We start from the raw sequence: 25,549 nt of genomic DNA on the forward strand, positions 1-25,549 counted from the left end.
CTACAGGGATGAGCTCTCGACCTGCTGCGGATAAGCACGGTTCCATGCTTCAAATCCGCCATCGATGCTGTATACCTCTTCAAATCCTTGGTGCAGCAAATACTGCGCTGCGCCACGGCTGCTATTACCGTGATAGCACATCACCATCACCGGTGTATCGAATTCATTGTGTTGCATAAAGTTTTGCAGCGTCTCATTGGTTAGATGAAATGCGCCTGCGGCATGCCCAGCGGCATAGCTCTGCGGATCGCGAATATCAACCAACACCGTTTCTGGTTGTTGTAACTTTTGCTGTGCCTGCTCAACGGAAATAACGACAAACTGTTCCATAACACCATTCCATTACTGTATTCAAATTGCCCGTATTGTAACGAACATGTTACTTACAAAAAACCGCATTAAGCATATGGAATTGTTGCTAAAACCGTAGAGTACAACAACCTAAAGACCTTCAAGAGATTGCGGTTTTTAGCCAGAAATGCAAGAACAAAACGAGCGATTACGAAAATTCATGGCATTTATTCGCTCATTTTTCGCTTCAACTGCCACGCAAAGCAAGATGAAATGCCATAGACTTAAGGGAATAGCATCACAGGAGGTCTTATGAAAAACCTAATACGTGTTGTGCTTCCCGCCCTGTTACTTTCGCCATTGTCACTTTTTTGCAGTGTAAATGCCTATGCGCAGTCGGCCGTCATACAGCAGCAACAGCAAATGATCCAACAACAGCAACAAGGTTTTCAGAACCAAAACAACAGCTTCAATCAACAGCAGCTGCGTAATACGCAAACTCAAATCCAGCGAGATAACCAAGCGCAGCAAATACATCAGTTGAATGAAAACATGCGTCTGAATGCCGATCAGCAATGGCAGAATAACAATCAGCAGCGCATGCTCAACAACCAGAATCGCCAGCAGCGCCAACAGCAGCTGCAACTTAATCAGATGGATCAGCAGAAAAAAGTGAATAATCAAAGAATGCTGAACCAGCAAAACACCGTGGATCAGAATAGAAAAAATAACGGTGGGCAGTAGGCCGCATAGCTCGAATACCCCCCTCGCAACCTCCCCCTTTGCAGGGGGAGGAGCAGATCGAGATTCTTACAAACATCGCCGAACGGCTCCCTCCCCTGCGAAGGGGAGGGCTGGGGTGGGTCAGCTCCCCAATTTAAACGGATTCACGGTCTGCGAAATCAGCACCAATCACATCAATTTTATCGGTACAGATGCAGTCAACGCCCCAATCCAGCAGCAACCGAGCGCGTTTCGGGTTATTCACCGTGTACACCAGAATGCGCAATCCCGCAGCTTTGATATCCGCAACGCGTTCCGCAGTCAGCTCATTGTGATCGATATGCAATGAAACGCAGCCTAAGCGCGTGGTTAACGCCAGCCACTCTTCATCCCATGTTTCAAGCAGCAAACCACGTGGTAGTTCAGGAACCGCCTCTTGCGCCGCGGCCAATGACTCAACCGAAAAAGAGGAGAGCAAAGGCGGAACCGGGTGCGTTGCCCACAGCGTTTTTGCAGCCAGCGCAACCACGCGCCCTGTTTCACGTTCAACGCCAGTCGTGGGTTTAATCTCAATATTCGCCGCTAGGCCAAATTCACGACAGCGATCGGCAACCTGCGAGAGCAGCGGCAAAGGTTCGTCGCGAAACGCGCGCCCAAACCAACCTCCGGCATCCAAACTCACCAGTTTTTCCCAAGGCAAATCACCGGCGACGCCCCAACCGTTAGTGGTGCGTTCCAGATTATCGTCGTGCAGCAAAAAAATTTGCCCATCGGCGCTGAGCTTGGCATCAAACTCAATCATTTTATGCCCATACTCTGCGCCAATATCAATGGCCGCTAAGGTGTTCTCTGGTGCTAATTTGCCGCCACCGCGGTGGGCGACGATTTTTGGATAGGGCCAATATGTTGTCATCTTTTACTCCGCCATAAAGGCTTCACTTCTGGTTCACGGCTCGATGCGCAAACCGGTTGTTATATCGAAGAAATGCAGGTTTTCCTGTGGCAAAATCAATCGCAGCTCACTTCCTGACTCAGGCAGAATTTGATGCGGCAAACGCAGGATAACGCCGTGTTTGCCCCACTGCCCGTGCGCTAGATTGTCGGCGCCCAGCAGTTCCAGCGTCATTACCGTAAACGGGTTTCCGGCTTCTGCTTCAGCCGCACGACGCAGATGTTCAGGGCGAATACCCAGCGTCAGCGTTTGCCCTGCCAGCTTGCTCAATGGTTGCTCTAAGCGCAGCTGCGGGCCATTGTTAACCTCGAAAGTCTGTCCGTCTGCACTAATCTGACCATCAAGCAGGTTCATCGCCGGCGATCCCATAAAACCTGCGACAAAACGACTGGCTGGGCGATGATAAATCTCGGTCGGCGTTCCTATCTGCTCAGCGACGCCCTTATTAAGCACGATCACGCGCTGAGCGAGCGTCATGGCCTCAACCTGATCATGCGTCACATACAGGCTGGTCGTTTTTAAGCGGCGGTGCAACTGTTGCAGCTCAAGGCGCATCTGAACGCGCAGTTTTGCATCAAGATTGGATAACGGCTCATCAAACAGGAATACCGCCGGCTCACGCACGATTGCCCGCCCCATCGCGACTCGCTGGCGTTGCCCGCCGGACAACTCGCTTGGCTTGCGGTTTAATAGCGGCTCGAGCTCGAGAATGGCCGCCACTTCTTCTACCTTGGTGCGAATGAGTTCTTTGCCCAAGCCGCGAATTTTCAGGCCGTAGGCCATATTATCGAATACGCTCATGTGCGGATAAAGCGCATAGTTTTGGAACACCATCGCCACGCCGCGATCTTTAGGTTCCTTATGGGTCACGCGGTCGTCATCGATATAGATATCACCACCGGTCGTTTCTTCAAGTCCGGCGACCATCCGCAACAGCGTCGATTTCCCACAGCCAGACGGACCCACCATCACGATGAACTCGCCGTCGGCAACATCCAAATCGATACCTTTGATTATCGCATTCTTGCCGTCATAGCTTTTGCTAACGGTCTGTAATTTTAAACGTGCCATTCAGTTATTTCTCGCTATCAACCAGACCACGGACGAACCAGCGCTGCATACCCAATACCACCAACAGCGGAGGTAATAGCGTCATCAGCAATGCGGCCATCACAAGTTGCCACTGCGTTGCGCTCTCTCCACTCGAGATGGCGCTTTTAATGCCGGCGACCGCCGTTCCCATTGAGGGATCGCTGGTTATCAGCAGCGGCCAAAGATATTGATTCCACCCATAGATAAACGTAATGACAAACAGCGCCGCTAAATTCGTTTTAGAAAGAGGGAACAGCACATCGCGGAAAAAACGCATCGGCCCAGCACCATCGATACGCGCAGCCTCTAGCAGCTCATGCGGCAGCGTCATAAAAAACTGTCGGAATAAAAACGTTGCGGTTGCCGAAGCCATCAGCGGCAGCGTTAATCCCGTGTAGCTATCCATCAGATTTAGGTTTGCCATCACTTCAACCGTGGGAAAAATCCTCACCTCGACCGGCAACATTAACGTGATGAATATCAACCAGAAAAACAGGTTACGCAATGGGAAACGGAAATAGACAATCGCAAATGCGGAAAGCATTGAGACCGTAATTTTCCCCACCGTAATCACGAGCGCCATAATAAAGCTATTCATCAACTGAATACCAAATGGTGCTCCGGCGCTGCCTACCCCCTGATGCCAAACCTGCGAAACGTTATGCCACAGCCGTGAGCCGGGGAGCAGCGTCATTGGCACATCAAACACCTGTTGCTTATCGAGCGTTGCGGCAACAAACGCCACATACAGCGGGAATAAAATCACCATCACGCCCAACACCAGCATAATGTGACAAAACACATCTAAGCCTTTGCGGTTCTCAATCATTGGTAACGTACCTTACGCTCAACGTAGCGGAATTGGATCAGGGTTAACGCAATGACCATCAGCATCAGAACCACCGACTGCGCCGCTGAACTGGAAAGATCGAGCCCCGCAAATCCTTCACGGTAGATTTTATAAATCAGCGTCGTTGTGGATTGCCCTGGCCCACCGCCGGTCGCGGCATCAATAACCGGAAAGGTGTCGAAGAAGGCGTAAACCAGATTAACCACCAGCAAGAAGAAACTCACCGGAGAAATCAAGGGCACTACAATGTGGAAGAAACGGCGAATCGGCCCCGCACCATCGATAGCGGCAGCTTCGAGCAAAGACTTAGGCACCGACTGTAATGCAGCAAGGAAAAACAAGAAGTTATAACTTACCTGTTTCCACACCGAGGCCAGCACCACCAAAAACATGGCCTGACCGCTATTTTGCGCATGGTTCCAGTTATAGCCCATCGCACCAAGAAAATGTGATACCAGCCCCAGCCCCGGATTAAACAAAAACATCCACAGCACGGCGGCGATAGTGGGCGCAACAGCGTAAGGCAAGATAAACAAGGTTTGATAAATACGGCGACCGCGCAACACATGATTCACCAGCGCGGCAAAAAATAGCGACAGCACTAATCCAAAAAAAGTGACCAGACCACTAAACCATAGCGTGGTGCGAAACGCGGCCAAATAGTAGGGGTCATGCCAAAGCGAAACAAAGTTTTGCCAACCGACAAACTCACTGGAAAGGCCGAAAGGATCGAGACTTTGCACCGAATACCACAGCGCTTCACTCGCAGGCCACAGGAAGAAAATCGCGGTGATTAAAAGCTGTGGAGCCATCAGCGCATAGGGCAACCAGCTGCATTTAAACGTGGGAGTTAGGGAACTCATAACACCTCAAAATTTGCTACCAGATACAGACACCAGCCAATCGCCCCATCTCTAAGGCGATTGGCAAGGTAGAACAAAACTACTTCAACTACTTCGCCGATTTTTCAAAGCGCTCTAACAGCTGGTTGCCGCGTAATACCGCTTCATCCAGCGCCTGCTGTGGCGTTTTCTTACCGGTCCAAACGCCCTCAAGCTCTTCATCAACCACGGTACGAATTTGCGGCATATTGCCTAAACGTACGCCCTTGGTGAACGCCAACGGCGGCTTGTTCAGCATTTGTCGCGTGGCAACATCTGCGCCCGGATTTTTATCGTAGAAGCCCTGCTGTTTGGTCAGCTCATAGGCCGCCGTCGTGATCGGCAGATAGCCGGTTTTTTGATGCCATTCGGCGGCAATCTCTGGCTTGGCTAAGAATTGGAAGAACTCCGCTACGCCTTTGTAAGTCTCAGGCTTCTTGCCGTTCATCACCCACAGGCTAGCACCGCCGATAATGGCATTTTGCGGAGCACCTTTTGCATCGGCGTCGTAGGGCATAAAGGCCACGCCGTAGTTAAATTTGGCATACTGTTTAATGTTGGCCAGCGACCCGGAAGAACCGGTCATCATGGCGCAATCACCGTTATAGAATTTAGCCGTTGGCTCATCTTTACGGCCAAAGTAGCTGAAATCGCCTTTTTTGAGCATGTCTGACAGCAACTGAATATGCTTCACCTGCAACGGCTTATTAAATTCCAAGCGTGCCGATGGGCCACCAAATCCGTTGTTTTCAGTGGCAAAAGGAACACCATTCCACGCGCTGAAGTTTTCTAACTGTACCCAGCCCTGCCAGCCAGACGCATATCCGCAGCTCATGCCGCTCGCGCGTAGCTTCGCCGCATCGGCTGCCAGCGCCTGCCACGTTTTTGGCGGCTCATCCGGATTTAACCCGGCTTTTTTAAACGCGTCTTTGTTGTAGTAGAGAACCGGCGTTGAACTGTTGAACGGCTGAGAAAGAAGCTGCCCGCTGGCATTATCAGCGTAGTAACCGGCTACGGTTGGAACAAACTGGGACTCGTCGAACGGAATACCCGCATCTTTGAAGACCTGATAGACCGGCTTAACCGCCTGTTTAGCCTGCATCATGGTGGCCGTGCCGACTTCATAAACCTGTAAGATTGCCGGCGCTTTACCCGCACGGAAAGCGGCGATCCCCGCCGCTAGGCTTTGCTCATAGTCGCCCTTGTAAACTGGCACCACTTTGTATTCATTTTGAGATTGGTTAAAACGCTGAGCAAGGCTATCGACCTCAGTACCGAGCTCCGCCTCCATCGAATGCCAGAAGGGAATTTCAGTGACCGCCAACGCCGGAGCGCTGAGGCAAAACGTGACCGCCAAGCTACAGATGCTGCGTTTTATTGTCTTATTCATCATGCTAAATCCCCGTCGAATGAGTGTTATCACCGTAAATGTTGAGTGATAAAGAACGTCTGATTTTCGGGATGTACCATGACATGCGCGTATGACAGAAAAATAACCGATAGGTGAAGGAAATATGACGGAGGGATGACGGTGAAACGCGCGTTCTATACCCAAAATAATTGGAGTAGCGTCGAAGCTGCTTCAAGTATGGGGGGTATAACTTGGTTTGAATAGTGGAGAACGCTATACTGGCTAAAAGGTCAGCAGTTTTGGAGTTAACATCATGCAGAAAAAACTCTCCCCTATCGTTTCAGAGTTTGAAACTCAGGAACAAGCAGATAGCTACGAGCATTGGTTTAAAGCGAAAGTAGAAGCATCAATGGATAATAATCGTGCCAGATTACCTCATGATGAAGTCATGGCAGGCGCACGTAAAATCATTGCTGAAGCCAAAGCTAAAAGGAAATTAGCCTAATGCTAACCGTCAAATGGACTGACGATGCCATACACGATTTATATACCCTGATAGCTTTCGTTGCCGAGCAAAATCCTTTTGCTGCCGAAGCTTTAATGCAACGAATTGATGACGCGATATTACCTGCTGCCGAACATCCCTATTTGTTTCGATCTGGTCGGGTATTAGGAACCTGAGAAATCGTTGCACATCCCAACTATATTGTGGTTTATCAGATAACCATCGACAGCATTGAAGTATTATCTGTTCTTCATTCTCGACAAGAATATCCTTAAGCTTTACGCAGCGTCCATGCTGCTATGTTCATATCGAGATCCCAGCGCTCTACCCGCCCAAATACGCACTACGTACGGCGCTGTTTGCTAACAGTGCTGAACCGCTGTCTTCCAGCACCACGTGGCCGTTTTCCAGCACATAGCCGCGATCGGCCAGTTTGAGCGCCTGATTGGCATTTTGTTCGACCAGAAATATGGTCATACCCTCTTCGCGCAGCTGCTGAATGGTATCGAAAATTTGCAGAATGATGATAGGCGCAAGGCCCAGCGACGGCTCATCGAGCAGCAACAGCTTAGGCTGACTCATCAACGCTCGCCCTATTGCCAGCATCTGTTGTTCACCGCCGGACATGGTACCTGCGCGCTGTATCCGGCGTTCATGCAAACGGGGGAATAGATCATAAACGCGCGCAATGCGCTCTTGATACTGGTGTCGGTCGGCAAAGAATCCGCCCATCGCCAAGTTCTCTTCAACCGTCATACGCGAGAATACCCGACGACCTTCCGGCACAATCGCTATTGCCTCGCGCATAATACGGGCCGTCTGCCAGTCGGTGATGTCTTGCCCAAGAAAATTGATACGCCCCGAGGTCGCTCGCGGCTCACCGCATAACGTACCCAACAGCGTCGTTTTTCCTGCACCGTTTGCGCCGATGAGCGTAACGATTTCACCTTTCTGGATCTGAATGCTGACGTTGTGCAGCGCCTGAATTTTCCCATAATGGGCTGAGACATTATCTAAAGTCAGCATAGTTACGCCTCTCCCAAATAAGCACGAATCACATCAGGATTATTGCGCACCTCTTCGGGTGAGCCTTGTGCCAGCGGGGTTCCCTGATTCACCACGTAAATTCGGTCTGAAATATCCATCACCAGTTTCATATCATGCTCAATCAACAGCACAGAGACCTGATGATGATTGCGTAAATCGGCGATCAGCTCGTTAAGCTCATCGGTCTCTTTTGGGTTAAGCCCTGCCGCCGGTTCATCCAGCATCAACAGCTCAGGACGCGTCACCATACAGCGGGCTATCTCTAACCGGCGCTGTTGACCATAGGCTAAATTGCCCGCCTGACGGTTAGCAAACTCCAGCAATCCCACGCGATCTAACCATACAGCCGCGCGCTCTAACGCATCGGCTTCAGCGCGGCGAAACGTTGGCGTTTTTAGCAGGCCAGCAAACACCCCGCTTTTCAGGTGCTGATGCTGTGCAACCAGCAGGTTTTCTACCACCGTCATCTCTTTGAACAGACGGACATGCTGGAACGTGCGTACCACGCCCATTCGTGCAATTTGCTGCCCAGCCAGCCCCGCAAGCTCACGGTCGCGCAGTTTAATCGATCCGCTGCTCGGGCGATAAAAACCGGTTAAGCAGTTAAATACCGTGGTTTTCCCTGCCCCGTTCGGCCCAATGAGAGAGACAATTTCACCCTCATTAAGCATCAGCGCAACGTTATTCACCGCCAACAATCCGCCGAAGCGCATGCATAAATTATTCACTAACAGCAAAGGTTTTGCGCTCATGCTTGGCCTCCTTTGCGTGGGGCGAATTTCAGCTGTGGGCGTTTCATTGGCAGTAATCCTTGCGGCCGCCAAATCATCATCAACACCATCAGCGCACCGAGCAACAACATGCTGTATTCATTTAAATCACGCATCAGTTCGCGAGACACCACCAAGATCACCGCAGCCAGAATCACCGCAAACTGCGATCCCATCCCGCCCAATACCACAATCGCCAGTACAAAGGCTGATTCGACGAAGGTGAATGATTCAGGGCTGACAAACCCCTGCCGTGCCGCAAATAAGGTTCCCGCAAAACCGGCAAACGCCGCGCTGATGGTAAACGCCGTTAGCTTAATCCGCGTTGGGCTCAGGCCTAATGAGCGACAGGCAATTTCGTCTTCGCGCAGCGCTTCCCATGCTCGCCCAAGCGGCATTCTTAGCAGTCGGTTGATGACAAACAGCGTTATCACCACCAGCAACAACGCCACGAGATATAAGAAAATAATGCGATCGCTTGGGTCATATTTCAGACCAAAGAATTCATGGAATGATCCCCAGCCACCGTCGCGCACGCTGCGGTTAAATTCCAGCCCGAAGAAGGTCGGTTTTGGGATCTGGCTGATACCGTTTGGGCCCCCGGTAATCTCCGTGTTGTTAAGCAGCAAAATACGTACAATTTCACCGAAGCCTAACGTAACAATCGCCAAATAGTCGCCGCGCAGCCGCAGCACAGGAAATCCTAGCAGCAGGCCAAAAGCCGCGGCCACAATCCCTGCAATCGGCAGGCTTTCCCAAAATCCAATGCCATAATAGTGATTGAGCAGCGCGTAGGTATAAGCGCCGATGGCATAAAACCCACCGTACCCCAACACTAACAAGCCAGACAGCCCGACCACCACATTCAGACCCAGCCCCAGCATGACGTAGATAAGCGTCAGGGTGGCAATATCCACCGTGCCGCGTGATACCACGAACGGCCAAACTACCGCCGCGATGAGGATCAGCGCTAATACCAATTTCTGCTTTGGCGTAGAACCATCCAAGCTTGGCAGCACTAAAGAAGGGCCAGCGACTTTCTTGAAACCCTGCTGGATCATCGGGCGCATCAATTGGAAGAAAAAGACCACCACACAGCCCGCGCCAATCCATTCCCAGCGTACAGAATCCGCCAGATTCACCACCAAATGGGTGCCATCTAGGCCAAGCTGAACACCCATAATAAACGACGCGAGGATAAACATCGTGATGGTCGAAATAATCGCATTAACCAGATTGAGCTGTTTCATACTTTCTCAACCTCCGGGCGCCCCAAGATGCCGGTAGGCATCACCAGCAGCACCACAATCAGCAAGGCAAAAGACACTACGTCTTTATATTCCGTACTCAGATACGCAGAGGTTAGCGCTTCTGCCACGCCGAGGATCAGGCCGCCAATCATCGCGCCAGGAATACTGCCAATGCCTCCCAATACCGCTGCGGTAAAGGCTTTCATGCCCGCCATAAACCCAATATATGGGTTAATAACGCCGTAAAATTGCCCCAGCAATACGCCAGCCACAGCCGCCATAGCGGCGCCAATCACAAAGGTCAGAGAGATAACGCGATCGGTGCTGATACCCAGCAGGCTCGCCATTTTAAGGTCTTCGGCGCAGGCACGGCAGGCGCGCCCCATGCGGGAATAACGGATGAATAACGTCAGCGCCAGCATAGCGAGGAACGTCACCACCCAGATAATGATTTGCATGGTGGAAATACTGGCGGCAAAGCCGTTACTTTCTCCCAGCGTCCATTGGCCGGTCACCAAGCGCGGCAGCGCCAGATCGCGTGAACCCTGTGTAAGGCTGACATAGTTTTGTAAAAAGATGGACATCCCAATCGCGGAGATCAGCGCAATAAGGCGTTTTGACGAGCGAACGGGCTTATAAGCCACGCGCTCAATGCTCCAGCCATAGGCGCTGGTGATGACGATCGCCACAATGAATGCAGCCCCAATCAATAACCAGCTGGCATCGATACCGAGCATCATCAGCGCCGCAATCACAATAAAGGAGACATAGCTGCCGATCATATAAACCTCGCCGTGCGCGAAGTTGATCATGCCGATAATGCCGTAAACCATGGTGTAACCAATGGCGATCAGCGCATAGGTGCTCCCCAGCGTTACGCCGTTGAACATCTGCTGAATGAAATAAAGGAACTGTTCTGACATACCCTATCCTCATACCACACAAGGGCTTAGTGATGATGTCCAGCACGGTATCATGCTTATCTAAAGCATATGTGTAAGATTCCGTCCGCCCATTAATTCCGCATTTTTATGCAACATGCGTGTAGGCGTACGGGCAGAGACCGCCAGTGCGTGGTCTCTGCACTCCCGCACTTTTTCCGAGATGGAATTTTCGCTTCGGTTTGGTATCGCCCATCCAGGGCGCCCCAAACTCCAGCACAACGTCCTTGTTGTGCTGGCTCGTCCTACCAATACATAAAAACACTATCGATCAGAACTTACTTCACCGCGGTTGAAGAACCATCGGCGTGCCATTCGAAGATACCGAACTCAAAGCCTTTCAGGTCGCCTTTGTCATCCCAGCTCAATGGCCCCATCACGGTATCAACCGGTTGAGCTTTGAGGTTTTTGATGATGTCAGCAGGCTCTTCGCTTTTGCTGCGCTCCATGCCGGTGGTCAGCGATTGCAGCGCGGCATAGGTGGTCCACACAAACGGGCCAGTTGGGTCCAGTTTTTTGGCTTTCAGCGAGTCTACGATGGCTTTGTTAGCCGGAACCTGATCGTAGCGCTGTGGCAGCGTGACCAACATGCCTTCGGAAGCATCTCCCGCGATGTTAGATAAAGAAGAGTTACCCACGCCCTCTGGTCCCATAAACTTAGCTTTCAGGCCAGCTTGCTTAGCCTGACGCAAAATCTGCCCCATCTCTGGGTAATAGCCGCCGAAGTAAACAAAATCGACGTTCTCTTTCTTCAGTTTGGCCACTAGCGTGGAGAAATCTTTGTCACCTGCCGTCACACCTTCAAACAGCACGGGCTTCACATTGGCTTTTTCCAACGCATCTTTAACCGAGCGTGCCAAGCCTTCACCATATTGCTGTTTGTCATGCACTACGGCGATGCGCTGCGGTTTAATCGTATTGAGAATATAGTTGGCCGCCGTTGGCCCTTGATCGGAGTCCAACCCGGTGGTACGCATAATCAGCTTATAGCCGCGCGTGGTGAGATCGGCGTTGGTCGCCGCTGGGGTGATCATCAACACGCCTTCATCTTCGTAAATATCCGATGCGGGCTGGGTTGAAGAAGAACACAGATGACCAATAACATAGCGAATGCCATCGTTAATCACCTTGTTTGCCACCGCTACCGCTTGTTTAGGATCGCAGGCATCGTCGTATTCCACGCCGACCAGTTTGTCGCCATTCACGCCGCCTTTCGCGTTGATATCCGCAATCGCCTGCTTAGCACCGGTAAACTCCATATCGCCATATTGCGCCACTGGGCCAGACATCGCGCCCACGATGGCAATTTTAATGTCCTTTGCCATCACGCTGCTGCTCATGGCTAACGCCATACAACCCGCCAGAAAAACTTTACCCTTGTTAATACTCATCCGCTCATCCCCGCCTGTCGTTATGTTTGTTGTATTTGCTTTGAAGCGTTATCACGCAACATATTATTAACATGAAATGCTTTTATGCATAAGAAATAATGAATTATGTGATTTCGCAGCAATATTTTCTAATAACACTTTATTTTTCATATCATTAAACAGGGATTTTCTTCTGTAAATCAAATAAGAACACTAGAAACAAGCGGTGTAAACAGCACAAAAATCGGAGCAATGCGGCAACATTTACCGCGAGATAAGCACGTTCATCTGATAAACAATTCATTTACTAATTTTTTACTCTGAAAATAGCAGATCGATAAAAATAATCCGCTCAGATTTTGTACACCAAAAGTTACACCGTCAATGGATGTAGATCATTTACAATGCTTAGCAATTATTCTTGGCAGAAGATAAAACATGAAACTCACCATTGAACGCTTAGTAGAATTAAATTCAGATGATATCCGTGATTTGGGAAAAGTGTGGCCAGAGCAGCAGCCAGAGGCATGGCAAGCGTGGCTCGAGGCGGGAAATGCCCTATTCGCCGCCCGTTTCAATGACCGACTATTAGGCGCCGTAAAGGTATTTCTCGATAAACCCAAAGGTTTCGCCACGCTACACGACCTGTGTGTGCGAGAAGTAACCCGCCGCCGCGGCGTAGGTTTATATCTGATGGAAGATACTCTGCGTCAGTTGCCCGATATCAACGTTTGGCAGTTAGCCGTGAGCGAGGTTCCTAGTGAAAACCGTGCAGAGATGGATGCTTTCATGAAGGCGTGTGGGTTTAACTTCTGCGAACTGAGCAACGGCGAACAGGGCTGGCAGAGTTAGGGGGTGGGGTAAACAGATCATTAGCTCATATTAATTGAAAGTTATGATCTGTTTATTAATTAAAGAGAATCGAGAAATCATGGCAGGTTTTGTATATCACTCGTTATAAACAATTAACCACTAAACCGCGATTATATAAACATGCATTAATTATTACTCATGATTGTGAAGCATAAAACATTTTTATCTTTAAGCTAATGACCGGAAATACTAAGCCACAGTAATATAAAAACCTGCGTATTAAAATGACATGATGTCAAAACGATTTATTCTAAATAAATAGTAAAAACAAATATAAATAATAAATGTATTTATCGCATGGATGAAAAATAAGGATATATTTAAATGAAAAAAACAGGCTTATATTTTTCCTGCAAAATTGGCGACCTCCCTTCCGAAACATTTGACGTTGCAGAGTTCACCTTAAATGAGGGGTTGTCGCAGCTCTTTACCCTCACTCTTAAAGTTGTCAGCAAGCGAGACGATTTCAATCTTGATGCTCAATTGCTGCAAGAAGCGTCTTTAACCGTCACAGTAAACGGCGATGAGCAGCGAACCATCAGCGGCCTTGTGGCTGGCATAGAGCGCGGAGACTCTGGGTTTAGGCGTACGTTTTACACGCTAACCATTCGGCCAGAGGCTTGGGTCATGACGCTCAATCAAGACAGCCGAATTTACCATCAGCTCACTATCCCCCGCATTTTAGAACAGCTTCTGCACGACAACCATGTTCAGGCCAACTGTACGCTCATTAAAGAGAACCATCTGCAGCGTGAATATGTGACGCAAAAACGAGAGTCCTCAACCCATTTTTTTGACAGGCTCGCCGCCGAAGAGGGTTTTGTATATTGGTTTGACGAGAAAGGCATGTGCTATAGCGATAGCCTGTATGGCATGCTGGTCGACACCACGGTGACATATAACCCGCATCCCCAATCTGCAATCCAAGGCGATATTATCAGCAAGTTGCGCTTTGGCTCATATATGCGCCCCCGAGAAGCCACTCATAAAGACCGTAATTACCTTAATCCGAACAGCCAGCTAAATCACCGCGTGCTCAGTAAACAACAAGGCGTACCCGGTTCTCCACATTCTGTTTTTGACAGCTATGGTCGTTTCCAGTTGGACTCCGAGGCAAGCCCGATGGTGCGCTATCGCGCTGAGCAACTGAGCTCCGATAGTAAGAAAGGGATCGCAACCTCCAACTGCATCAAATTGATGCCGGGCAGGATGTTTGACTTGATTGAACATCCCGTAGAACAAATGAACGATCGTTGGCAGGTGGTAACAGCAACCCACCATGGCTTGATGCCTGAAGCATTGGAAGAAGAAGACAGCGGCGGAGGCACAACGCTAGTTAATGAAATTACGTTTATTTCCGCCCGCGATGAATGGCGAGCCCCATATCATTACAAACCGCTCGCCGACGGCGATGAAATAGCCGAAGTTGTCGGCCCCGTCGGAGAAGAAATATATGTCGATGAATACGGCGCAGTAAAAGTGCATTTTCACTGGAATCGCTATGATAAACCTGATGAAAAGGCCTCATGTTGGGTGCGGGTTGCACAGGGCTGGAACGGTAGCGGATATGGCTTTTTAGCCACTCCGCGCATAGGGCAAGAAGTTATTGTTTCGTATCTGAACGGCGATATCGATCGTCCTATTATTACCGGCTGTACCTATAACGCCGTTAATAGAACACCGCTAAAACTTCCCGCAGAAAAGACACGTACAACGTTTAAAACTAAAACGCACAAAGGTGAAGGATTTAACGAACTGCGTTTTGAAGACGATGCTGGGCGAGAGGAAATTTATATTCATGCCCAAAGAGATCAATTAATTGAAATTAAACACGATAAAACCCAAAAAATAGAGAACGATGAAAGCCATACCGTAATGAATAATCGCAGCCATTACGTGGGCAAAGATGAGTCTCTTCATATTGTTAAAGATAGATATATCCAAATAGATGCGAATCAGTTTGAAACGATCGAAAAAGATCTTATTACGAAGATTAATAACAACTGGGAAGAAAAAATTCACGCCACCCATATCCAAAAGGTAGGGGAAGATAAAGTTTGTGACATCAAGGGCCAATATACCACCAACGCCGTTGACGGAATTCATAGCCACACCAAAACGCACACGCTTCAAGCCAGCGAACAGGTCATGATTAAAGGCAAAGCGGGAACGATTACCATCAATAGCAGCGGCATCACTCTAACAGGGATCGTCACGATAAAAGGCGAGCTAAACGTTATGCCCGGTATGCCCGGCTCGCTCTCATCGCTGTCAGATGCTGCCAATGAAGGACAGCCCACCGCCGAAGATTGTCGTGAAAAAGCACGCCAAGAGCAGGAGGGAAAATAATGCGTCCTATTATCTGCTTAAGCGATAAAACCAGCACCGGCGGCAAAGTGCTGCAGGGCTCTCCGCTCATGAAAATTAAGGGAAAACCCGTCGCGCTGGTCGGCATGCAAGCTACCTGCAATGCCTGTAAAAAAGGGATCGGGACTCTCGTTGCTGCAGGGCCACACCTCGGTAAGGTCAATAATATCGACATTGTGCTTGCCGGGGATTATGTCGCCTGCGGCTGCCCTCCCTTTAGCAATATTGTGATGCCGAGCCAACAGATCGGAACCATTGAATAACACGGCAGAATGGAATCAGCACATGAGCGAAATATTCGATGTCATGACTAACGGTGATGCCTTTTGGGTCACCGAATCTATTTTCGACGATCCTCAAGCCAGGAAAGGCACAACACAGGCTCAGCTCCGAGCACCTACCCTGATTTATGCTCAGGAACGGCGGGATGTAGTCAGCATATTGTTTCGCTATTTTACTCAGCAAGGGCTGAATAACGCCGATTACACCGAAATAATGCCGTTCGATGCGTATCTAGAAAGCAGCCAGCGTTATGAAAAAGAGTTCATTTTAGCGACACAAACATTGAATGACGCTCATCCTGTCTTTATGGATCGCCGCTATTGTTTCGACCGGCTACCTAGCCAGAATGACGATCTTCTCAATAGCGCAATAGCAGTTAAAGCGATAAAAACGCCATTGCTCGATCTAAATGTTAAGCCAAACATCGCCCATAGCCTGCAAAAAATGATCGTCCGACAAGATGCCAGTAAACAATATAGCCTGCATTGCTACGCCATTATTGATGCAGCAATTTATCAGCAAGATGGGCGCTTTCTTGTGCCCGATCTCATCGCTTCCGGGCTTACTTGGCGCTGTCTATTTAAAGGTGAGTCTGAAAGCGTGATGGAAAACATCGCACCTTATCTAGTTGATATAACGCCATATGCGGATAAACAAACTCGGTTCCATCAGCGGTTAATAACGCTATTCACTCAACAACCGCTAGGGATCATTATCCAAAGCAAAGAGAGCTTTGGTGTTGTTTATCATCACCTACGCAAATTCACCTATGTGAAAAATCCAGAGACCCAACGCTGGTGTTATTTACGCTTTTATGACCCAAGAGCTTTGCCCGCGATTATCAGCCTGATGGATTATTCTGGCCTAGCCTCATTTATGCGCCACGCGCTCGCCATTATTTATCTTCAGCCCAATCAAAGCACCGTTATCAATATCATCTCAGTGACCCATAAAGTGAGAGCGATAAAAGGCAGCCGTTTTCGATTAACCCAGCGTATGTGTAACTATTTCTCTCAAAGTACCTATCAGGCATTTATCCAAAAAGTAGATCGGTTCATCGAAGAGCATATAGGCGAAAAATCACAGATCAGTGAAGGTTTTCGCTCTTATTTTATCGTCCAGCATATCAACCAAGCGCTGCGCTGGGGCTTCTCTTTAGAAAAGCCCGTTTTACTCTACGTTGCCGCACGCAGCATGAGCTATCTCCCAGAGATTAAGTGGGGCGAGTTGGTTAAAGCCCACACTTGCCGTTTCCCTCTTAGCCAAGAGATTAGAGCCAAACACCTGTTTGGCCTTGTTTGGCACCTGTCAGAAATTAAGGCTGTTTAATGGACAAAATGGATCAGGCCATGCAGGCCGCAGACGATAGTACTTCAGGCTCAACGGAAGTGGGCGCCTATGAATCTCCTTGTGATAGCGATATTAAGCCGATCTATCCGGTTCGCTATGCCTATGCCAATTTTTTTGAATCAACATTGCAATACGCGTTTCCGCCACAGGATATTCAAACTCTGCTTTCAACAACCACCGTCAGAGATGCGATGGGCTATGTGGTACGCCTGCTGCGCCCCGGCTGGATATATATCAAAGACGAGGATTTTGGCTCTTTCTCTATTTTTAAATATGAGCAGCAAGAAAAAACCATCAATGGTAAAAACCAGTGCGTTGAACGCTACCGAAAATTTATTTTTAAGAACGGCAATGATGCCAGCGGCGGCTTAATACCCGAGTCTGGCCCTCGCGGTGAAGGCTATTACTTTGCTTTTGTGTCTAAAAAAGTCTCCAACATCAGCATTGTTTATAGCGAACATGAATGGCATGCCGACATCATTAACGCCATCAATGGAGATAAATCGCTGCGAGAGAAATCGATGCAGCGTATTAATTTAGATGAAGATAAAAGTCTTTACGCTCTTGAAGCCACACAGGCAAATTTCTCCAGACTCATTGAAGATTATCGGCACAAGCAGCAGCGCGTATTAACCCTGCCGGACAAAAACCATCCCGATGACTTAGGCGATATTGGTATTGATATTCTTACCACCCAAGAATCTTATTGGATGGATGCCGATGGTATTGGAAAAGAAATTCGTAACAAACTTTGCTACGGAGAAAAAGCGCGCATTGTAGTGCTGTTTGACCCTGTCGGACGGCAAAAAGAAATTGTGCAAGCACATCGTATTTTGATTCAGTGGCAGCAACAGTTTCTGGCCGAAAACCACTATCCGCTAACGATCGGTGGATTTGTGGAGCAATTAAAAAATAGCGACAACGAAGATATTCAAAAAGCGGTAAAAAACGGAATAAACCAGGACAACTGGAATCATTATTGGCTCGAAATAAAGCAGGAACAGGACGCCTATCTAGAACGCCAAAGAATGTTCGCCAAGCTGTATGAACAATTCATGATGAGTCCACTGGTGACCAACTGTGTGGGAGGCCTAGATTCTTATTTCAGATATTTTTTCACCCCAACACCAAGCCCCGAAACACAGCAGGATGAATTCAATAAGCTCATCAATATCGCGAGCGAGATCTTTATTGGTGTAACGGACTCCGAGCCGGGTAAAACTGCGCTGGAAAAAGTGATCTCCGACGCTGCTGACAGCCAACGTTCATTTAGCGATGAACATAACGTATGGGGCGTGATTTGGAACACGCTGGTGCCGGTTCTCACTCAGCCACAGGAACAAATCAGCTGGGCGGAGAAAAGCCTAAAAGCAGTTGACCGGCTTTTCCAAGGGCTAGCCCCTATTTTGGGTTCAGCAATGTATGGCGATACTTGGCTAGCGCGAACAACCTCATCATTAAGCAAAGCCGCCATCCAGCAACTCAAAAAGAATATGCCTATGCTGCTGCATATTATGGGGATCGAAATCCTACAGGAAGAAGCCATATTCACCCGCGAGCAACTCAATCAGCTCGTAGAGCGAATCAAACAAAATCACGCCAACTTCGCAAAAGGAGCAGCAGCTGATAGCGATATATATAGCAAAATGGCCCACAACAGAATGCCCGTCGCCAATAAATTATTTGACTGGGAGCACGCGCTCCCCGATGCCAACGACGCTATTCGTTTACGATTGCCGCAGGTAGGTGTGGTTGCCCCTCAGGGGAATAAATTTAGCTTTGAGAATGCTATCGGCCACACCGAAACCGCGCCTCGCGCACTGTTTCTGCTCTTTGATACCGGCTTCTCTGGCCTTTCCGCCGTTGGTAATTTTGCAACATTAAGTTGCCTTGCGGAACAAACCTCAGACTATGAGAAAGCCGACCCGCTAACCCGTGGCAACGTCGCCTATACCCAAATAAAAGCCGCTGCGGCGATCATTTCGTTAACCGTAGATGTGTTCACCATCTCTAAAAACGTTACGCAGCTAAGCTCGCGCGTCATACAGAAAATCCCCATCGCCGTGGCTCGGCAATTAGCCCCCAATTTAGGTGCTATATCTCAGGCACTGGAAGAAGGTGCGATAAAAATAGCGGTTACCGGCGCTTTAGCTGCGGTGAATTTCCTTAACGCCGCCGTTGCCGCGATGGATACCTACGATGCTTATCAGCAGGGGAATACCGGAGCAGCCGTGAGTGAAGGCGTACTCACGCTCGCTTTTACTATTTTTGGCGGAATTGCCGTTGCTGCACTAATGGGTATAACGGCTCCAGTTTGGTTAACCATCTCGGCATTCACACTTCTTATTGGTGGAACTCTTGGGGTCATATTTACATCGCGCTCTGCGTTAGAGAATGTTTTATATAATTGTTTTTGGGGAGCGGGGAAACAGTATGGTTTTTGGGGTAGAGTGCGTGGTTCGATTCAGAGTCAATTGGAGAAAACAAAAGAAGAAAAAATGAAAGATGAGACAAATAAGTTCTTACTTATTGAATCTTATGAGTTCATAAATTTATTTTCAATGCCAAATTTAGAAATAATAGGAAATTCTAAATGGTTTAAAATTGGTTATGATGAAAAAATAGAATATAAATTCACTCTTCCAAATTATGAAGCAGGCATTTCCGATGTTATCTATTGTTTCTATACCAATACCCCATCCCCGGGCGTTTATCAATACAACAGACATCCAGATGAAAAGCTTAACAAAATTTTCGACGAAATAAGAAAATCTAAAAATACAAGTATCGAGACTAAAGACGGCGTTACAACTATCTCAATACCGATGAAAGCTGGGTCTGTTTATTACTCTCAACTTGAGTGGTACTACTCACCATCTCCAGAGTTAATTGTGCCAATGCGAATTTTAAATAGCAAGGGCAAGGTTAGCAGTGAATATAACATTGGCATGATTGACGAAAAGGTAAAATAATATGTACCACAGCCCTAAATGGTTTCACTTAACTAAAAATCTTGAATCATCGCTCTTGGTTGATGAGCAGTCGCAGCTGTTATCATCACCGAGCAAAACTAAGGATAAAGATAGCCTATGTAGCATGATGTCTTTGCAGTATATTAATCACCGTATTTGCAAGTTTAGAAGTGGTTTGCAAATGCTTCGGTGGATTATATTTACCCCTTGGTTTTTAGGGCTATTAGTTAGCGCAACCAATTTCACTAGTGAATTTAATTTAAATTGGGATAAGTGTGAGTATGATATAGTTGATGGTATTAATAAAATAGAACACATAGAATATCTTAATAAACTAAAAGGTTTTATTGGTGCTGATAATAAACTTAGCTTAAAAGAATATCTTTATTATAGATATAATGAATATGCCTATGGTGAAGAGTACTTGGTTAGTGATATTCTTATGGTAATATTCCATGCTATCTGCATCCCCCTTTGTTTCTACGCCGCCTTTCTTAGTAAGCAAAAAGCACCACTAATATTAATACGTGATAGGCAGATTTTTATCACCTGGATAAACGGTAAAGCTTTCGTTGCGCGTTATTCACAGGTTGGCGTAGTGGAAACCCATCAGGCGGTATCTCTAATTTTATATGGATTAGATAAAGATAAGCATATTATCAAAACCGCGTTTGTATTGCCGACAAACCCAACCTTTATCATGAGCTCCAGCCAAGGCCGTAAAGATCTCTTAGCGTTTATCACCAAATATATGGTTTGGGGACTATCCTCAGTTGCCTCTACCGAATACGAACGCAGCATGCCCTATTATTTACGTAAAGATAAGAAGCCGGGTGACTTTGATCAACAGGTTGCTGAGATCCTTGCCGTGCTGGATAAACTCGATTCGCCACGCGAGTTAAATACGCTCACTCATATCAAAGGGAAATGATATGTACCACAGTCCTAAATGGTTTCACTTAACTAAAAATCTTGAATCATCACTCTTGGCTGAGGAGCAGTCGCTGCTGCTATCATCACCGAGCAAAACTAAGGATAAAGATAGCCTATGTAGCATAATGTCTCTGCAATATATTAACAATCGTATTTGCAAGTTTAGAAGTGGTCTGCAAATGCTTCGGTGGATTATATTCACCCCTTGGTTTTTAGGCCTAATAGTTAGTGCTGTTCATTTCAAAAGTGAATTTACAACAAACTGGAACAAATGCGAGATACATATTATCGACTTAGTAGGCAGTATCGGTAATAAAGAGTATTTAAGTGAATTAAAAGGGTTTATAGGACCTGATAACAAACTTAGCTTAAAAGAATATCTTTATTACAGATATAATGAATATGCGTACGGTGAAGAGTACTTAGTCAGTGATATTATTATGGTAATATTCCATGCTATCTGCATCCCCCTTTGTTTCTACGCCGCCTTTCTTAGTAAGCAAAAAGCGCCGCTGACTTTAATACGTGATAAACAGCTTTTTATCACCTGGATAAACGGCAAAGCTTTCGTTGCACGCTATTCACAGGTTGGCGTGGTTGAAACCCATCAGGCGGTATCTCTAATTTTATATGGGTTAGATAAAGATAAGCATATTATCAAAACCGCCTTTGTATTGCCGACCAACCCAACCTTTATCATGAGCTCCAGCCAAGGCCGTAAAGATCTCTTAGCGTTTATCACCAAATATATGGTTTGGGGACTATCCGCAGTTGCTTCTACCGAATACGAACGCAGCATGCCCTACTATTTACGTAAAGATAAAAAGCCGGGTGACTTTGATCAACAGGTTACTGAGATCCTTGCCGTGCTGGATAAACTCGATTCGCCACGCGAGTTAAATACGCTCACTCATATCAAAGGGAAGTGATATGTACCATAGCCCTAAATGGTTTCATCTAACTAAAAATTCGAAGCCATCATTACTAGTGGATGAACAAGATACATTGCTTACTCGTTACATACCTGTAAAAGATATTCATAAACTTCATTATATGATCTCATTGCAGGGGATAGATAGTAGTAGTTGCCTTTTCCGTTCAGGTCTACAACTCTTAAGGTGGATAGTTTTTTTCCCTGCCATCATATTATTATTAATTAATTTCATATTCTTCTTACAAAAATTTCATAATAGCTGGGAGCATGATGAAAAAGAAATATCGTCTACCATAAATGAAATAAACATAAGAGATTACTCTAAGGAAAATATTTTTGGCTATTACTTTAACAAAAAAAATGATGACGTTTTTAAAGAAAAACAAGTTAATTACTTGGGAGGAAACAAAAAAATGAATCTTAATGAGTATCTATATTTCAGGTATAATGTCTATGCATATGGGCATAGGTACTTTTTTACAGATATAATCCATGTTATTTGCTTTGTTATTCTGGTCCCATTCTTTTTTTATCTCTCTTTTTTAATAAAAAATAAAGCACCGCTTATTCTTATACGCGATAAGAAGTTATTTATCACTTGGATAAGAGGCAACGCTTTCGTTGCGCGTTATTCACAGGTTGGCGTGGTTGAAACCCATCAGGCGGTATCTCTAATTTTATATGGATTAAATAAAGATAAGCATATTATCAAAACCGCCTTTGTATTGCCGACCAACCCAACCTTCATCATGAGCTCCAGTCAAGGCCGTAAAGATCTCTTAGCGTTTATCACCAAATATATGGTTTGGGGACTATCCGCCGTTGCCTCTACCGAATACGAACGCAGCATGCCCTACTATTTACGTAAAGATAAAAAGCCGGGTGACTTTGATCAACAGGTTACTGAGATCCTTGCCGTGCTGGATAAACAAGATCCTCAAAAAATTGCGTAGTCGCTTTTTTTACTTCACCACACACAAAAACGAGCACAAAAAAGGCGATGCTAAGCATCGCCTTTTGTCAGACTGTCGTGCGGTTAAAGCTTAGGCTTCAATTGCTGCACGCAGTTTTTTCATTGCGTTCTTTTCAAGCTGACGCACACGTTCTGCAGACACACCGTATTGATCGGCCAGTTCTTGCAGCGTTGCTTTGTTGTCGTCGTCTAACCAGCGGGCACGAATAATGTGCTGGCTACGCTCATCCAAGCCTTCCATCGCTAAGCTCAGTTTGTCGGCGGCGTGGCTATCCCAGTTGTCATCTTCAATATCGTTGGCGAAATCAGAAGATTTATCCTGTAGGAACAGCACTGGCGCAGCAGGTGAACTGTCATCGTCGTCGTTAGACATGTCAAAAGCCATGTCCTGCGCGGCCATACGCGATTCCATTTCCAGCACGTCTTTTTCAGACACGCCCAGCTCGCGAGCAACCAGTTCCACTTCGTCCTGATTGAACCAGCCTAAACGCTGCTTGGTTTTACGCAGGTTGAAGAACAGCTTACGCTGGGCTTTGGTGGTCGCAACCTTCACGATGCGCCAGTTACGCAGCACATATTCGTGAATTTCAGCTTTGATCCAGTGAACCGCAAAGGACACCAGTCGTACGCCCATTTCTGGGTTAAAACGACGCACAGCTTTCATCAGGCCGATGTTACCTTCCTGAATTAGGTCTGCCTGCGGCAACCCGTAGCCGGCATAGTTACGGGCAACATGAACAACAAAGCGCAGGTGCGACAGAATCAGCTGTTTTGCTGCATCCAAGTCACCCTCGTAATGCAGTCGTTCACCCAGTTCTTTCTCTTCCTCTGCTGTCAGCATCGGATAGGTGTTGGCCGCACGTACGTAAGCTTCCAAGCTACCTTGAGGAACTAAGGTTAAAGTTTGCATCTCTTTGGTCATTCAAACCCTCTCAATATTCAATCCAGCCGTACTAGTAACGCCGTAGCAATTCTAACGATATAACAGCGCGGACACTAACACGATTCTGCAAAATTTGACCGTGAGTTATCCCACAAGTTCAATGTTGCGTGCATAAATTTAGCACAATTCTACAACAGACATGAACTCATTGGGAATGTGATGGGGGGAGTATAGGATGGAGAACCGGTATCGGGTTTAACCAAAATGGCTCTTCCCCCGTCAGCAACTCAACGAGGGAAGAGTATAACACTATTTCACTATTGTGGTGTAAATCGGCGTAAATGTTGAACGGTGGCCAGCCACGCGGCAATCCAGCCAATCATGGCGGAGACCAGCACCAACAATAGGCACTCATCCCAGCCTAAGCCATGTAGCACAAACGTGGTGCCAAATACCGAGGCCACTTTGGCAACCGCGGAACCCAGCTGCCATACCATCGCCTGAGACAAAATTAGCGATAGAACTGCGCCACTAAAGCCTAACAGCGCACCGCCATTAAGGAATGGCCGAAGAATAAATCCGTCGGTCGCTCCAATCAGCTTCATCACGTTGATGGTGTCGCGACGGCTGAATATGCTCAGACGCACGCTGTTACCAATCACCAAGAACACGGCCACAATCATCAAAATACCAATCATCGCCGCGACCTGTCCGACCAGCCCGGTTAACGCAGCCAAACGCGCAAACCAGCTGTCGTCCATGCGAACTTCATCAACCCCTTTCACGGCCGCTACGCGATCGCGCAGGGTGTTAAGGGTATCACTACTTTCGAAATTCATTTTTGGCGTAATAATGGCCACTGCAGGAAGCGGGTTCTCTTCCAGCATATCAAGCGCACCGCCAAAGCCTGACCAGTTGCGGAATTCGCCCAGCGCTTCTTCTCGCGAGAGGTAGTTAACTTTATCCACGCCCTCTTCGCCTTTCAGCACCGTCATCACTTGCTCGGCAGCGTCGTCATCCAGCGCCTTATCCAGATAAACCGTTAACTGCGGCGTTGGATACCACTGTGAAGCCGCTTCGCTGACGTTTTTGTAGACCAGATAGCATACGCTGGGCAGGGTCAGTGAAATAGCAATGACCATCACCGTAAGCAGGGTCGCCAATGGCTGGCGCATCATATCAGCCAGCGTGTTAACCCATGCATAGCGCCACTGTTCACGCCAGCCGCCACGCAGCGCCTTAGCTTTATCCGGCATTTTCGCGCGCGAGGCCGAACGATTTGGAGCCTTAGCCATGCGAAATACCTCCGTCCATACGTCCCTGACTGAGCGTCAGCATACGGTAGCGACGGCGCGCAATAAGTCCCATATCATGGGTTGCCATCAGCACCGTAACGCCCACACGGTTGAACTCTTCGAACAGGCGCAAAATACCTTCTGACAGCGCCTCATCCAAGTTACCGGTTGGCTCATCCGCTAATAGCACGGCAGGCTTGTTAACCACCGCACGGGCGATCCCAACGCGCTGCTGTTCACCGCCGGAAAGCTGGATCGGGAAGTTTTTGGCTTTGTCCAATAACCCCACTTTATCCAGCGCCGCAGAAACACGGCGACGGATATCTTCGCTGCTGGCGCCTGAAATAATCAGCGGCATCGACACGTTGTCGTATACCGTTCGATCCATCAACAGATGATGGTCTTGGAAAATCATGCCAATCTGGCGGCGCAGAAACGGAACTTCTGAGTTGCGTAAGCGGCTGATGTCATGACCACCAAAAAGAATATGTCCTGCGCTTGGGCGCTCAATGCCACATATCAGTTTAAGCAGGGTACTTTTCCCTGCGCCTGAGTGACCGGTGAGAAACGCCATCTCGCCCTGACGTAGATGAAAATCTACGCCTTGCAGAGCCTGACGCCCGCCCAGATACGCTTTACTGACCTGTTCGAAGCGAATCATCCG

The 25,549-nt window shown here is 47.7% G+C and carries 25 protein-coding genes; 11 read left to right on the plus strand and 14 right to left on the minus strand.

Going from position 1 to position 25,549, the window contains the following annotated elements; translation table 11 throughout:
• Nucleotides 1-330: a thiosulfate sulfurtransferase GlpE gene (glpE, locus tag AB3Y96_RS21095; RefSeq protein WP_072309389.1), complete on the minus strand. Its 330-nt coding sequence runs from the start codon at nt 328-330 to the stop codon at nt 1-3.
• Nucleotides 331-603: 273 nt separating this feature from the next.
• On the opposite strand from glpE, the gene AB3Y96_RS21100 reads away from it, so the two are divergent.
• Complete coding sequence (locus tag AB3Y96_RS21100; RefSeq protein WP_072309388.1) at nt 604-1,035, plus strand: hypothetical protein; 432 nt, start codon at nt 604-606, stop codon at nt 1,033-1,035.
• Between the two features lie 133 nt (nt 1,036-1,168).
• On the opposite strand, the gene ugpQ is transcribed toward AB3Y96_RS21100, so the two are convergent.
• From ugpQ to ugpB, 5 genes are all read right to left on the minus strand, one after another.
• Nucleotides 1,169-1,927 (minus strand): glycerophosphodiester phosphodiesterase, encoded by a 759-nt coding sequence (gene ugpQ / locus AB3Y96_RS21105; RefSeq protein ID WP_072309387.1) that lies wholly within the window; start codon nt 1,925-1,927, stop codon nt 1,169-1,171.
• 33 nt (nt 1,928-1,960) lie between these two features.
• A complete protein-coding gene (locus AB3Y96_RS21110) occupies nt 1,961-3,037 on the minus strand; it encodes a sn-glycerol-3-phosphate import ATP-binding protein UgpC (RefSeq protein ID WP_367300140.1) in 1,077 nt (358 codons plus the stop codon).
• 4 nt (nt 3,038-3,041) lie between these two features.
• Nucleotides 3,042-3,887, minus strand: a complete 846-nt coding sequence (ugpE, locus tag AB3Y96_RS21115; RefSeq protein ID WP_072309385.1) for a sn-glycerol-3-phosphate ABC transporter permease UgpE — start codon at nt 3,885-3,887, stop codon at nt 3,042-3,044.
• The gene (gene ugpA / locus AB3Y96_RS21120) at nt 3,884-4,771 is read right to left on the minus strand and encodes a sn-glycerol-3-phosphate ABC transporter permease UgpA (protein ID WP_367300141.1); all 888 of its coding nucleotides are present in this window, start codon (nt 4,769-4,771) and stop codon (nt 3,884-3,886) included. The genes ugpE and ugpA overlap by 4 nt, the downstream gene beginning before the upstream one ends.
• Nucleotides 4,772-4,859: 88 nt before the next feature.
• Nucleotides 4,860-6,182 carry a sn-glycerol-3-phosphate ABC transporter substrate-binding protein UgpB gene (gene ugpB, locus AB3Y96_RS21125; protein WP_367300142.1) on the minus strand — a complete coding sequence of 441 codons (1,323 nt, stop codon included), beginning with the start codon at nt 6,180-6,182 and terminating at the stop codon, nt 4,860-4,862.
• Between the two features lie 271 nt (nt 6,183-6,453).
• On the opposite strand from ugpB, the gene AB3Y96_RS21130 reads away from it, so the two are divergent.
• Nucleotides 6,454-6,645: a stability determinant gene (locus tag AB3Y96_RS21130; protein ID WP_072309382.1), complete on the plus strand. Its 192-nt coding sequence runs from the start codon at nt 6,454-6,456 to the stop codon at nt 6,643-6,645.
• On the plus strand, nt 6,645-6,821 hold the full coding sequence (locus AB3Y96_RS21135; RefSeq protein ID WP_348771008.1) for a type II toxin-antitoxin system RelE/ParE family toxin: 177 nt from the start codon (nt 6,645-6,647) through the stop codon (nt 6,819-6,821). Before AB3Y96_RS21130 ends, AB3Y96_RS21135 begins: the two co-directional genes overlap by 1 nt.
• Before the next feature lie 148 nt (nt 6,822-6,969).
• Here AB3Y96_RS21135 and livF read toward each other — a convergent pair whose 3' ends face one another.
• The 5 genes from livF to AB3Y96_RS21160 form a co-directional block, all read right to left on the minus strand.
• Nucleotides 6,970-7,671 carry a high-affinity branched-chain amino acid ABC transporter ATP-binding protein LivF gene (gene livF, locus AB3Y96_RS21140; RefSeq protein ID WP_040046465.1) on the minus strand — a complete coding sequence of 234 codons (702 nt, stop codon included), beginning with the start codon at nt 7,669-7,671 and terminating at the stop codon, nt 6,970-6,972.
• Between the two features lie 2 nt (nt 7,672-7,673).
• Nucleotides 7,674-8,444 (minus strand): high-affinity branched-chain amino acid ABC transporter ATP-binding protein LivG, encoded by a 771-nt coding sequence (gene livG / locus AB3Y96_RS21145; protein WP_072309381.1) that lies wholly within the window; start codon nt 8,442-8,444, stop codon nt 7,674-7,676.
• Nucleotides 8,441-9,712 carry a high-affinity branched-chain amino acid ABC transporter permease LivM gene (locus AB3Y96_RS21150; protein ID WP_367300143.1) on the minus strand — a complete coding sequence of 424 codons (1,272 nt, stop codon included), beginning with the start codon at nt 9,710-9,712 and terminating at the stop codon, nt 8,441-8,443. Before AB3Y96_RS21150 ends, livG begins: the two co-directional genes overlap by 4 nt.
• Nucleotides 9,709-10,635 carry a high-affinity branched-chain amino acid ABC transporter permease LivH gene (gene livH / locus AB3Y96_RS21155; protein ID WP_040046462.1) on the minus strand — a complete coding sequence of 309 codons (927 nt, stop codon included), beginning with the start codon at nt 10,633-10,635 and terminating at the stop codon, nt 9,709-9,711. Before livH ends, AB3Y96_RS21150 begins: the two co-directional genes overlap by 4 nt.
• A 296-nt stretch (nt 10,636-10,931) precedes the next feature.
• Nucleotides 10,932-12,044: a branched-chain amino acid ABC transporter substrate-binding protein gene (locus AB3Y96_RS21160; RefSeq protein WP_072309379.1), complete on the minus strand. Its 1,113-nt coding sequence runs from the start codon at nt 12,042-12,044 to the stop codon at nt 10,932-10,934.
• Between the two features lie 417 nt (nt 12,045-12,461).
• Here AB3Y96_RS21160 and panM point away from each other — a divergent pair, with 417 nt between their 5' ends.
• The 8 genes from panM to AB3Y96_RS21200 all read left to right on the plus strand — a co-directional run bounded on the left by panM (nt 12,462) and on the right by AB3Y96_RS21200 (nt 22,687).
• Nucleotides 12,462-12,875 carry an aspartate 1-decarboxylase autocleavage activator PanM gene (gene panM / locus AB3Y96_RS21165; RefSeq protein WP_072309378.1) on the plus strand — a complete coding sequence of 138 codons (414 nt, stop codon included), beginning with the start codon at nt 12,462-12,464 and terminating at the stop codon, nt 12,873-12,875.
• Between the two features lie 345 nt (nt 12,876-13,220).
• Nucleotides 13,221-15,245: a type VI secretion system tip protein TssI/VgrG gene (gene tssI / locus AB3Y96_RS21170; protein WP_367300144.1), complete on the plus strand. Its 2,025-nt coding sequence runs from the start codon at nt 13,221-13,223 to the stop codon at nt 15,243-15,245.
• Complete coding sequence (locus AB3Y96_RS21175; RefSeq protein ID WP_367300145.1) at nt 15,245-15,526, plus strand: PAAR domain-containing protein; 282 nt, start codon at nt 15,245-15,247, stop codon at nt 15,524-15,526. The genes tssI and AB3Y96_RS21175 overlap by 1 nt, the downstream gene beginning before the upstream one ends.
• Nucleotides 15,527-15,548: 22 nt before the next feature.
• Nucleotides 15,549-16,874, plus strand: coding sequence for a DUF4123 domain-containing protein (locus AB3Y96_RS21180; RefSeq protein WP_367300146.1), 1,326 nt, complete (start codon nt 15,549-15,551; stop codon nt 16,872-16,874).
• 59 nt (nt 16,875-16,933) lie between these two features.
• A complete protein-coding gene (locus AB3Y96_RS21185; RefSeq protein ID WP_367300147.1) occupies nt 16,934-19,867 on the plus strand; it encodes a toxin VasX in 2,934 nt (977 codons plus the stop codon).
• Between the two features lies 1 nt (nt 19,868).
• The gene (locus AB3Y96_RS21190; RefSeq protein ID WP_367300148.1) at nt 19,869-20,798 is read left to right on the plus strand and encodes a hypothetical protein; all 930 of its coding nucleotides are present in this window, start codon (nt 19,869-19,871) and stop codon (nt 20,796-20,798) included.
• Between the two features lies 1 nt (nt 20,799).
• On the plus strand, nt 20,800-21,729 hold the full coding sequence (locus AB3Y96_RS21195; RefSeq protein ID WP_367300149.1) for a hypothetical protein: 930 nt from the start codon (nt 20,800-20,802) through the stop codon (nt 21,727-21,729).
• A gap of 1 nt (nt 21,730) precedes the next feature.
• Complete coding sequence (locus AB3Y96_RS21200) at nt 21,731-22,687, plus strand: hypothetical protein (protein WP_367300150.1); 957 nt, start codon at nt 21,731-21,733, stop codon at nt 22,685-22,687.
• A gap of 90 nt (nt 22,688-22,777) precedes the next feature.
• On the opposite strand, the gene rpoH is transcribed toward AB3Y96_RS21200, so the two are convergent.
• The 3 genes from rpoH to ftsE form a co-directional block, all read right to left on the minus strand.
• On the minus strand, nt 22,778-23,629 hold the full coding sequence (rpoH, locus tag AB3Y96_RS21205; RefSeq protein WP_025799396.1) for an RNA polymerase sigma factor RpoH: 852 nt from the start codon (nt 23,627-23,629) through the stop codon (nt 22,778-22,780).
• 278 nt (nt 23,630-23,907) lie between these two features.
• Nucleotides 23,908-24,885, minus strand: coding sequence for a permease-like cell division protein FtsX (gene ftsX, locus AB3Y96_RS21210; RefSeq protein ID WP_072309377.1), 978 nt, complete (start codon nt 24,883-24,885; stop codon nt 23,908-23,910).
• On the minus strand, nt 24,878-25,546 hold the full coding sequence (gene ftsE, locus AB3Y96_RS21215; RefSeq protein WP_004090701.1) for a cell division ATP-binding protein FtsE: 669 nt from the start codon (nt 25,544-25,546) through the stop codon (nt 24,878-24,880). Before ftsE ends, ftsX begins: the two co-directional genes overlap by 8 nt.
• Nucleotides 25,547-25,549: the final 3 nt, after the last annotated feature.

The sequence above is a fragment of the Hafnia alvei genome (assembly GCF_964063325.1).
GTDB classification, from domain to species: domain Bacteria; phylum Pseudomonadota; class Gammaproteobacteria; order Enterobacterales; family Enterobacteriaceae; genus Hafnia; species Hafnia alvei_B.

Coding starts and splice junctions, on each gene's coding strand:
- glpE (WP_072309389.1), bottom strand. CDS start 330: ATGGAACAGTTTGTCGTTATTTCCGTTGAGCAGGCACAGCAAAAGTTA.
- AB3Y96_RS21100 (WP_072309388.1), top strand. CDS start 604: ATGAAAAACCTAATACGTGTTGTGCTTCCCGCCCTGTTACTTTCGCCA.
- ugpQ (WP_072309387.1), bottom strand. CDS start 1,927: ATGACAACATATTGGCCCTATCCAAAAATCGTCGCCCACCGCGGTGGC.
- AB3Y96_RS21110 (WP_367300140.1), bottom strand. CDS start 3,037: ATGGCACGTTTAAAATTACAGACCGTTAGCAAAAGCTATGACGGCAAG.
- ugpE (WP_072309385.1), bottom strand. CDS start 3,887: ATGATTGAGAACCGCAAAGGCTTAGATGTGTTTTGTCACATTATGCTG.
- ugpA (WP_367300141.1), bottom strand. CDS start 4,771: ATGAGTTCCCTAACTCCCACGTTTAAATGCAGCTGGTTGCCCTATGCG.
- ugpB (WP_367300142.1), bottom strand. CDS start 6,182: ATGATGAATAAGACAATAAAACGCAGCATCTGTAGCTTGGCGGTCACG.
- AB3Y96_RS21130 (WP_072309382.1), top strand. CDS start 6,454: ATGCAGAAAAAACTCTCCCCTATCGTTTCAGAGTTTGAAACTCAGGAA.
- AB3Y96_RS21135 (WP_348771008.1), top strand. CDS start 6,645: ATGCTAACCGTCAAATGGACTGACGATGCCATACACGATTTATATACC.
- livF (WP_040046465.1), bottom strand. CDS start 7,671: ATGCTGACTTTAGATAATGTCTCAGCCCATTATGGGAAAATTCAGGCG.
- livG (WP_072309381.1), bottom strand. CDS start 8,444: ATGAGCGCAAAACCTTTGCTGTTAGTGAATAATTTATGCATGCGCTTC.
- AB3Y96_RS21150 (WP_367300143.1), bottom strand. CDS start 9,712: ATGAAACAGCTCAATCTGGTTAATGCGATTATTTCGACCATCACGATG.
- livH (WP_040046462.1), bottom strand. CDS start 10,635: ATGTCAGAACAGTTCCTTTATTTCATTCAGCAGATGTTCAACGGCGTA.
- AB3Y96_RS21160 (WP_072309379.1), bottom strand. CDS start 12,044: ATGAGTATTAACAAGGGTAAAGTTTTTCTGGCGGGTTGTATGGCGTTA.
- panM (WP_072309378.1), top strand. CDS start 12,462: ATGAAACTCACCATTGAACGCTTAGTAGAATTAAATTCAGATGATATC.
- tssI (WP_367300144.1), top strand. CDS start 13,221: ATGAAAAAAACAGGCTTATATTTTTCCTGCAAAATTGGCGACCTCCCT.
- AB3Y96_RS21175 (WP_367300145.1), top strand. CDS start 15,245: ATGCGTCCTATTATCTGCTTAAGCGATAAAACCAGCACCGGCGGCAAA.
- AB3Y96_RS21180 (WP_367300146.1), top strand. CDS start 15,549: ATGAGCGAAATATTCGATGTCATGACTAACGGTGATGCCTTTTGGGTC.
- AB3Y96_RS21190 (WP_367300148.1), top strand. CDS start 19,869: ATGTACCACAGCCCTAAATGGTTTCACTTAACTAAAAATCTTGAATCA.
- AB3Y96_RS21195 (WP_367300149.1), top strand. CDS start 20,800: ATGTACCACAGTCCTAAATGGTTTCACTTAACTAAAAATCTTGAATCA.
- AB3Y96_RS21200 (WP_367300150.1), top strand. CDS start 21,731: ATGTACCATAGCCCTAAATGGTTTCATCTAACTAAAAATTCGAAGCCA.
- rpoH (WP_025799396.1), bottom strand. CDS start 23,629: ATGACCAAAGAGATGCAAACTTTAACCTTAGTTCCTCAAGGTAGCTTG.
- ftsX (WP_072309377.1), bottom strand. CDS start 24,885: ATGGCTAAGGCTCCAAATCGTTCGGCCTCGCGCGCGAAAATGCCGGAT.
- ftsE (WP_004090701.1), bottom strand. CDS start 25,546: ATGATTCGCTTCGAACAGGTCAGTAAAGCGTATCTGGGCGGGCGTCAG.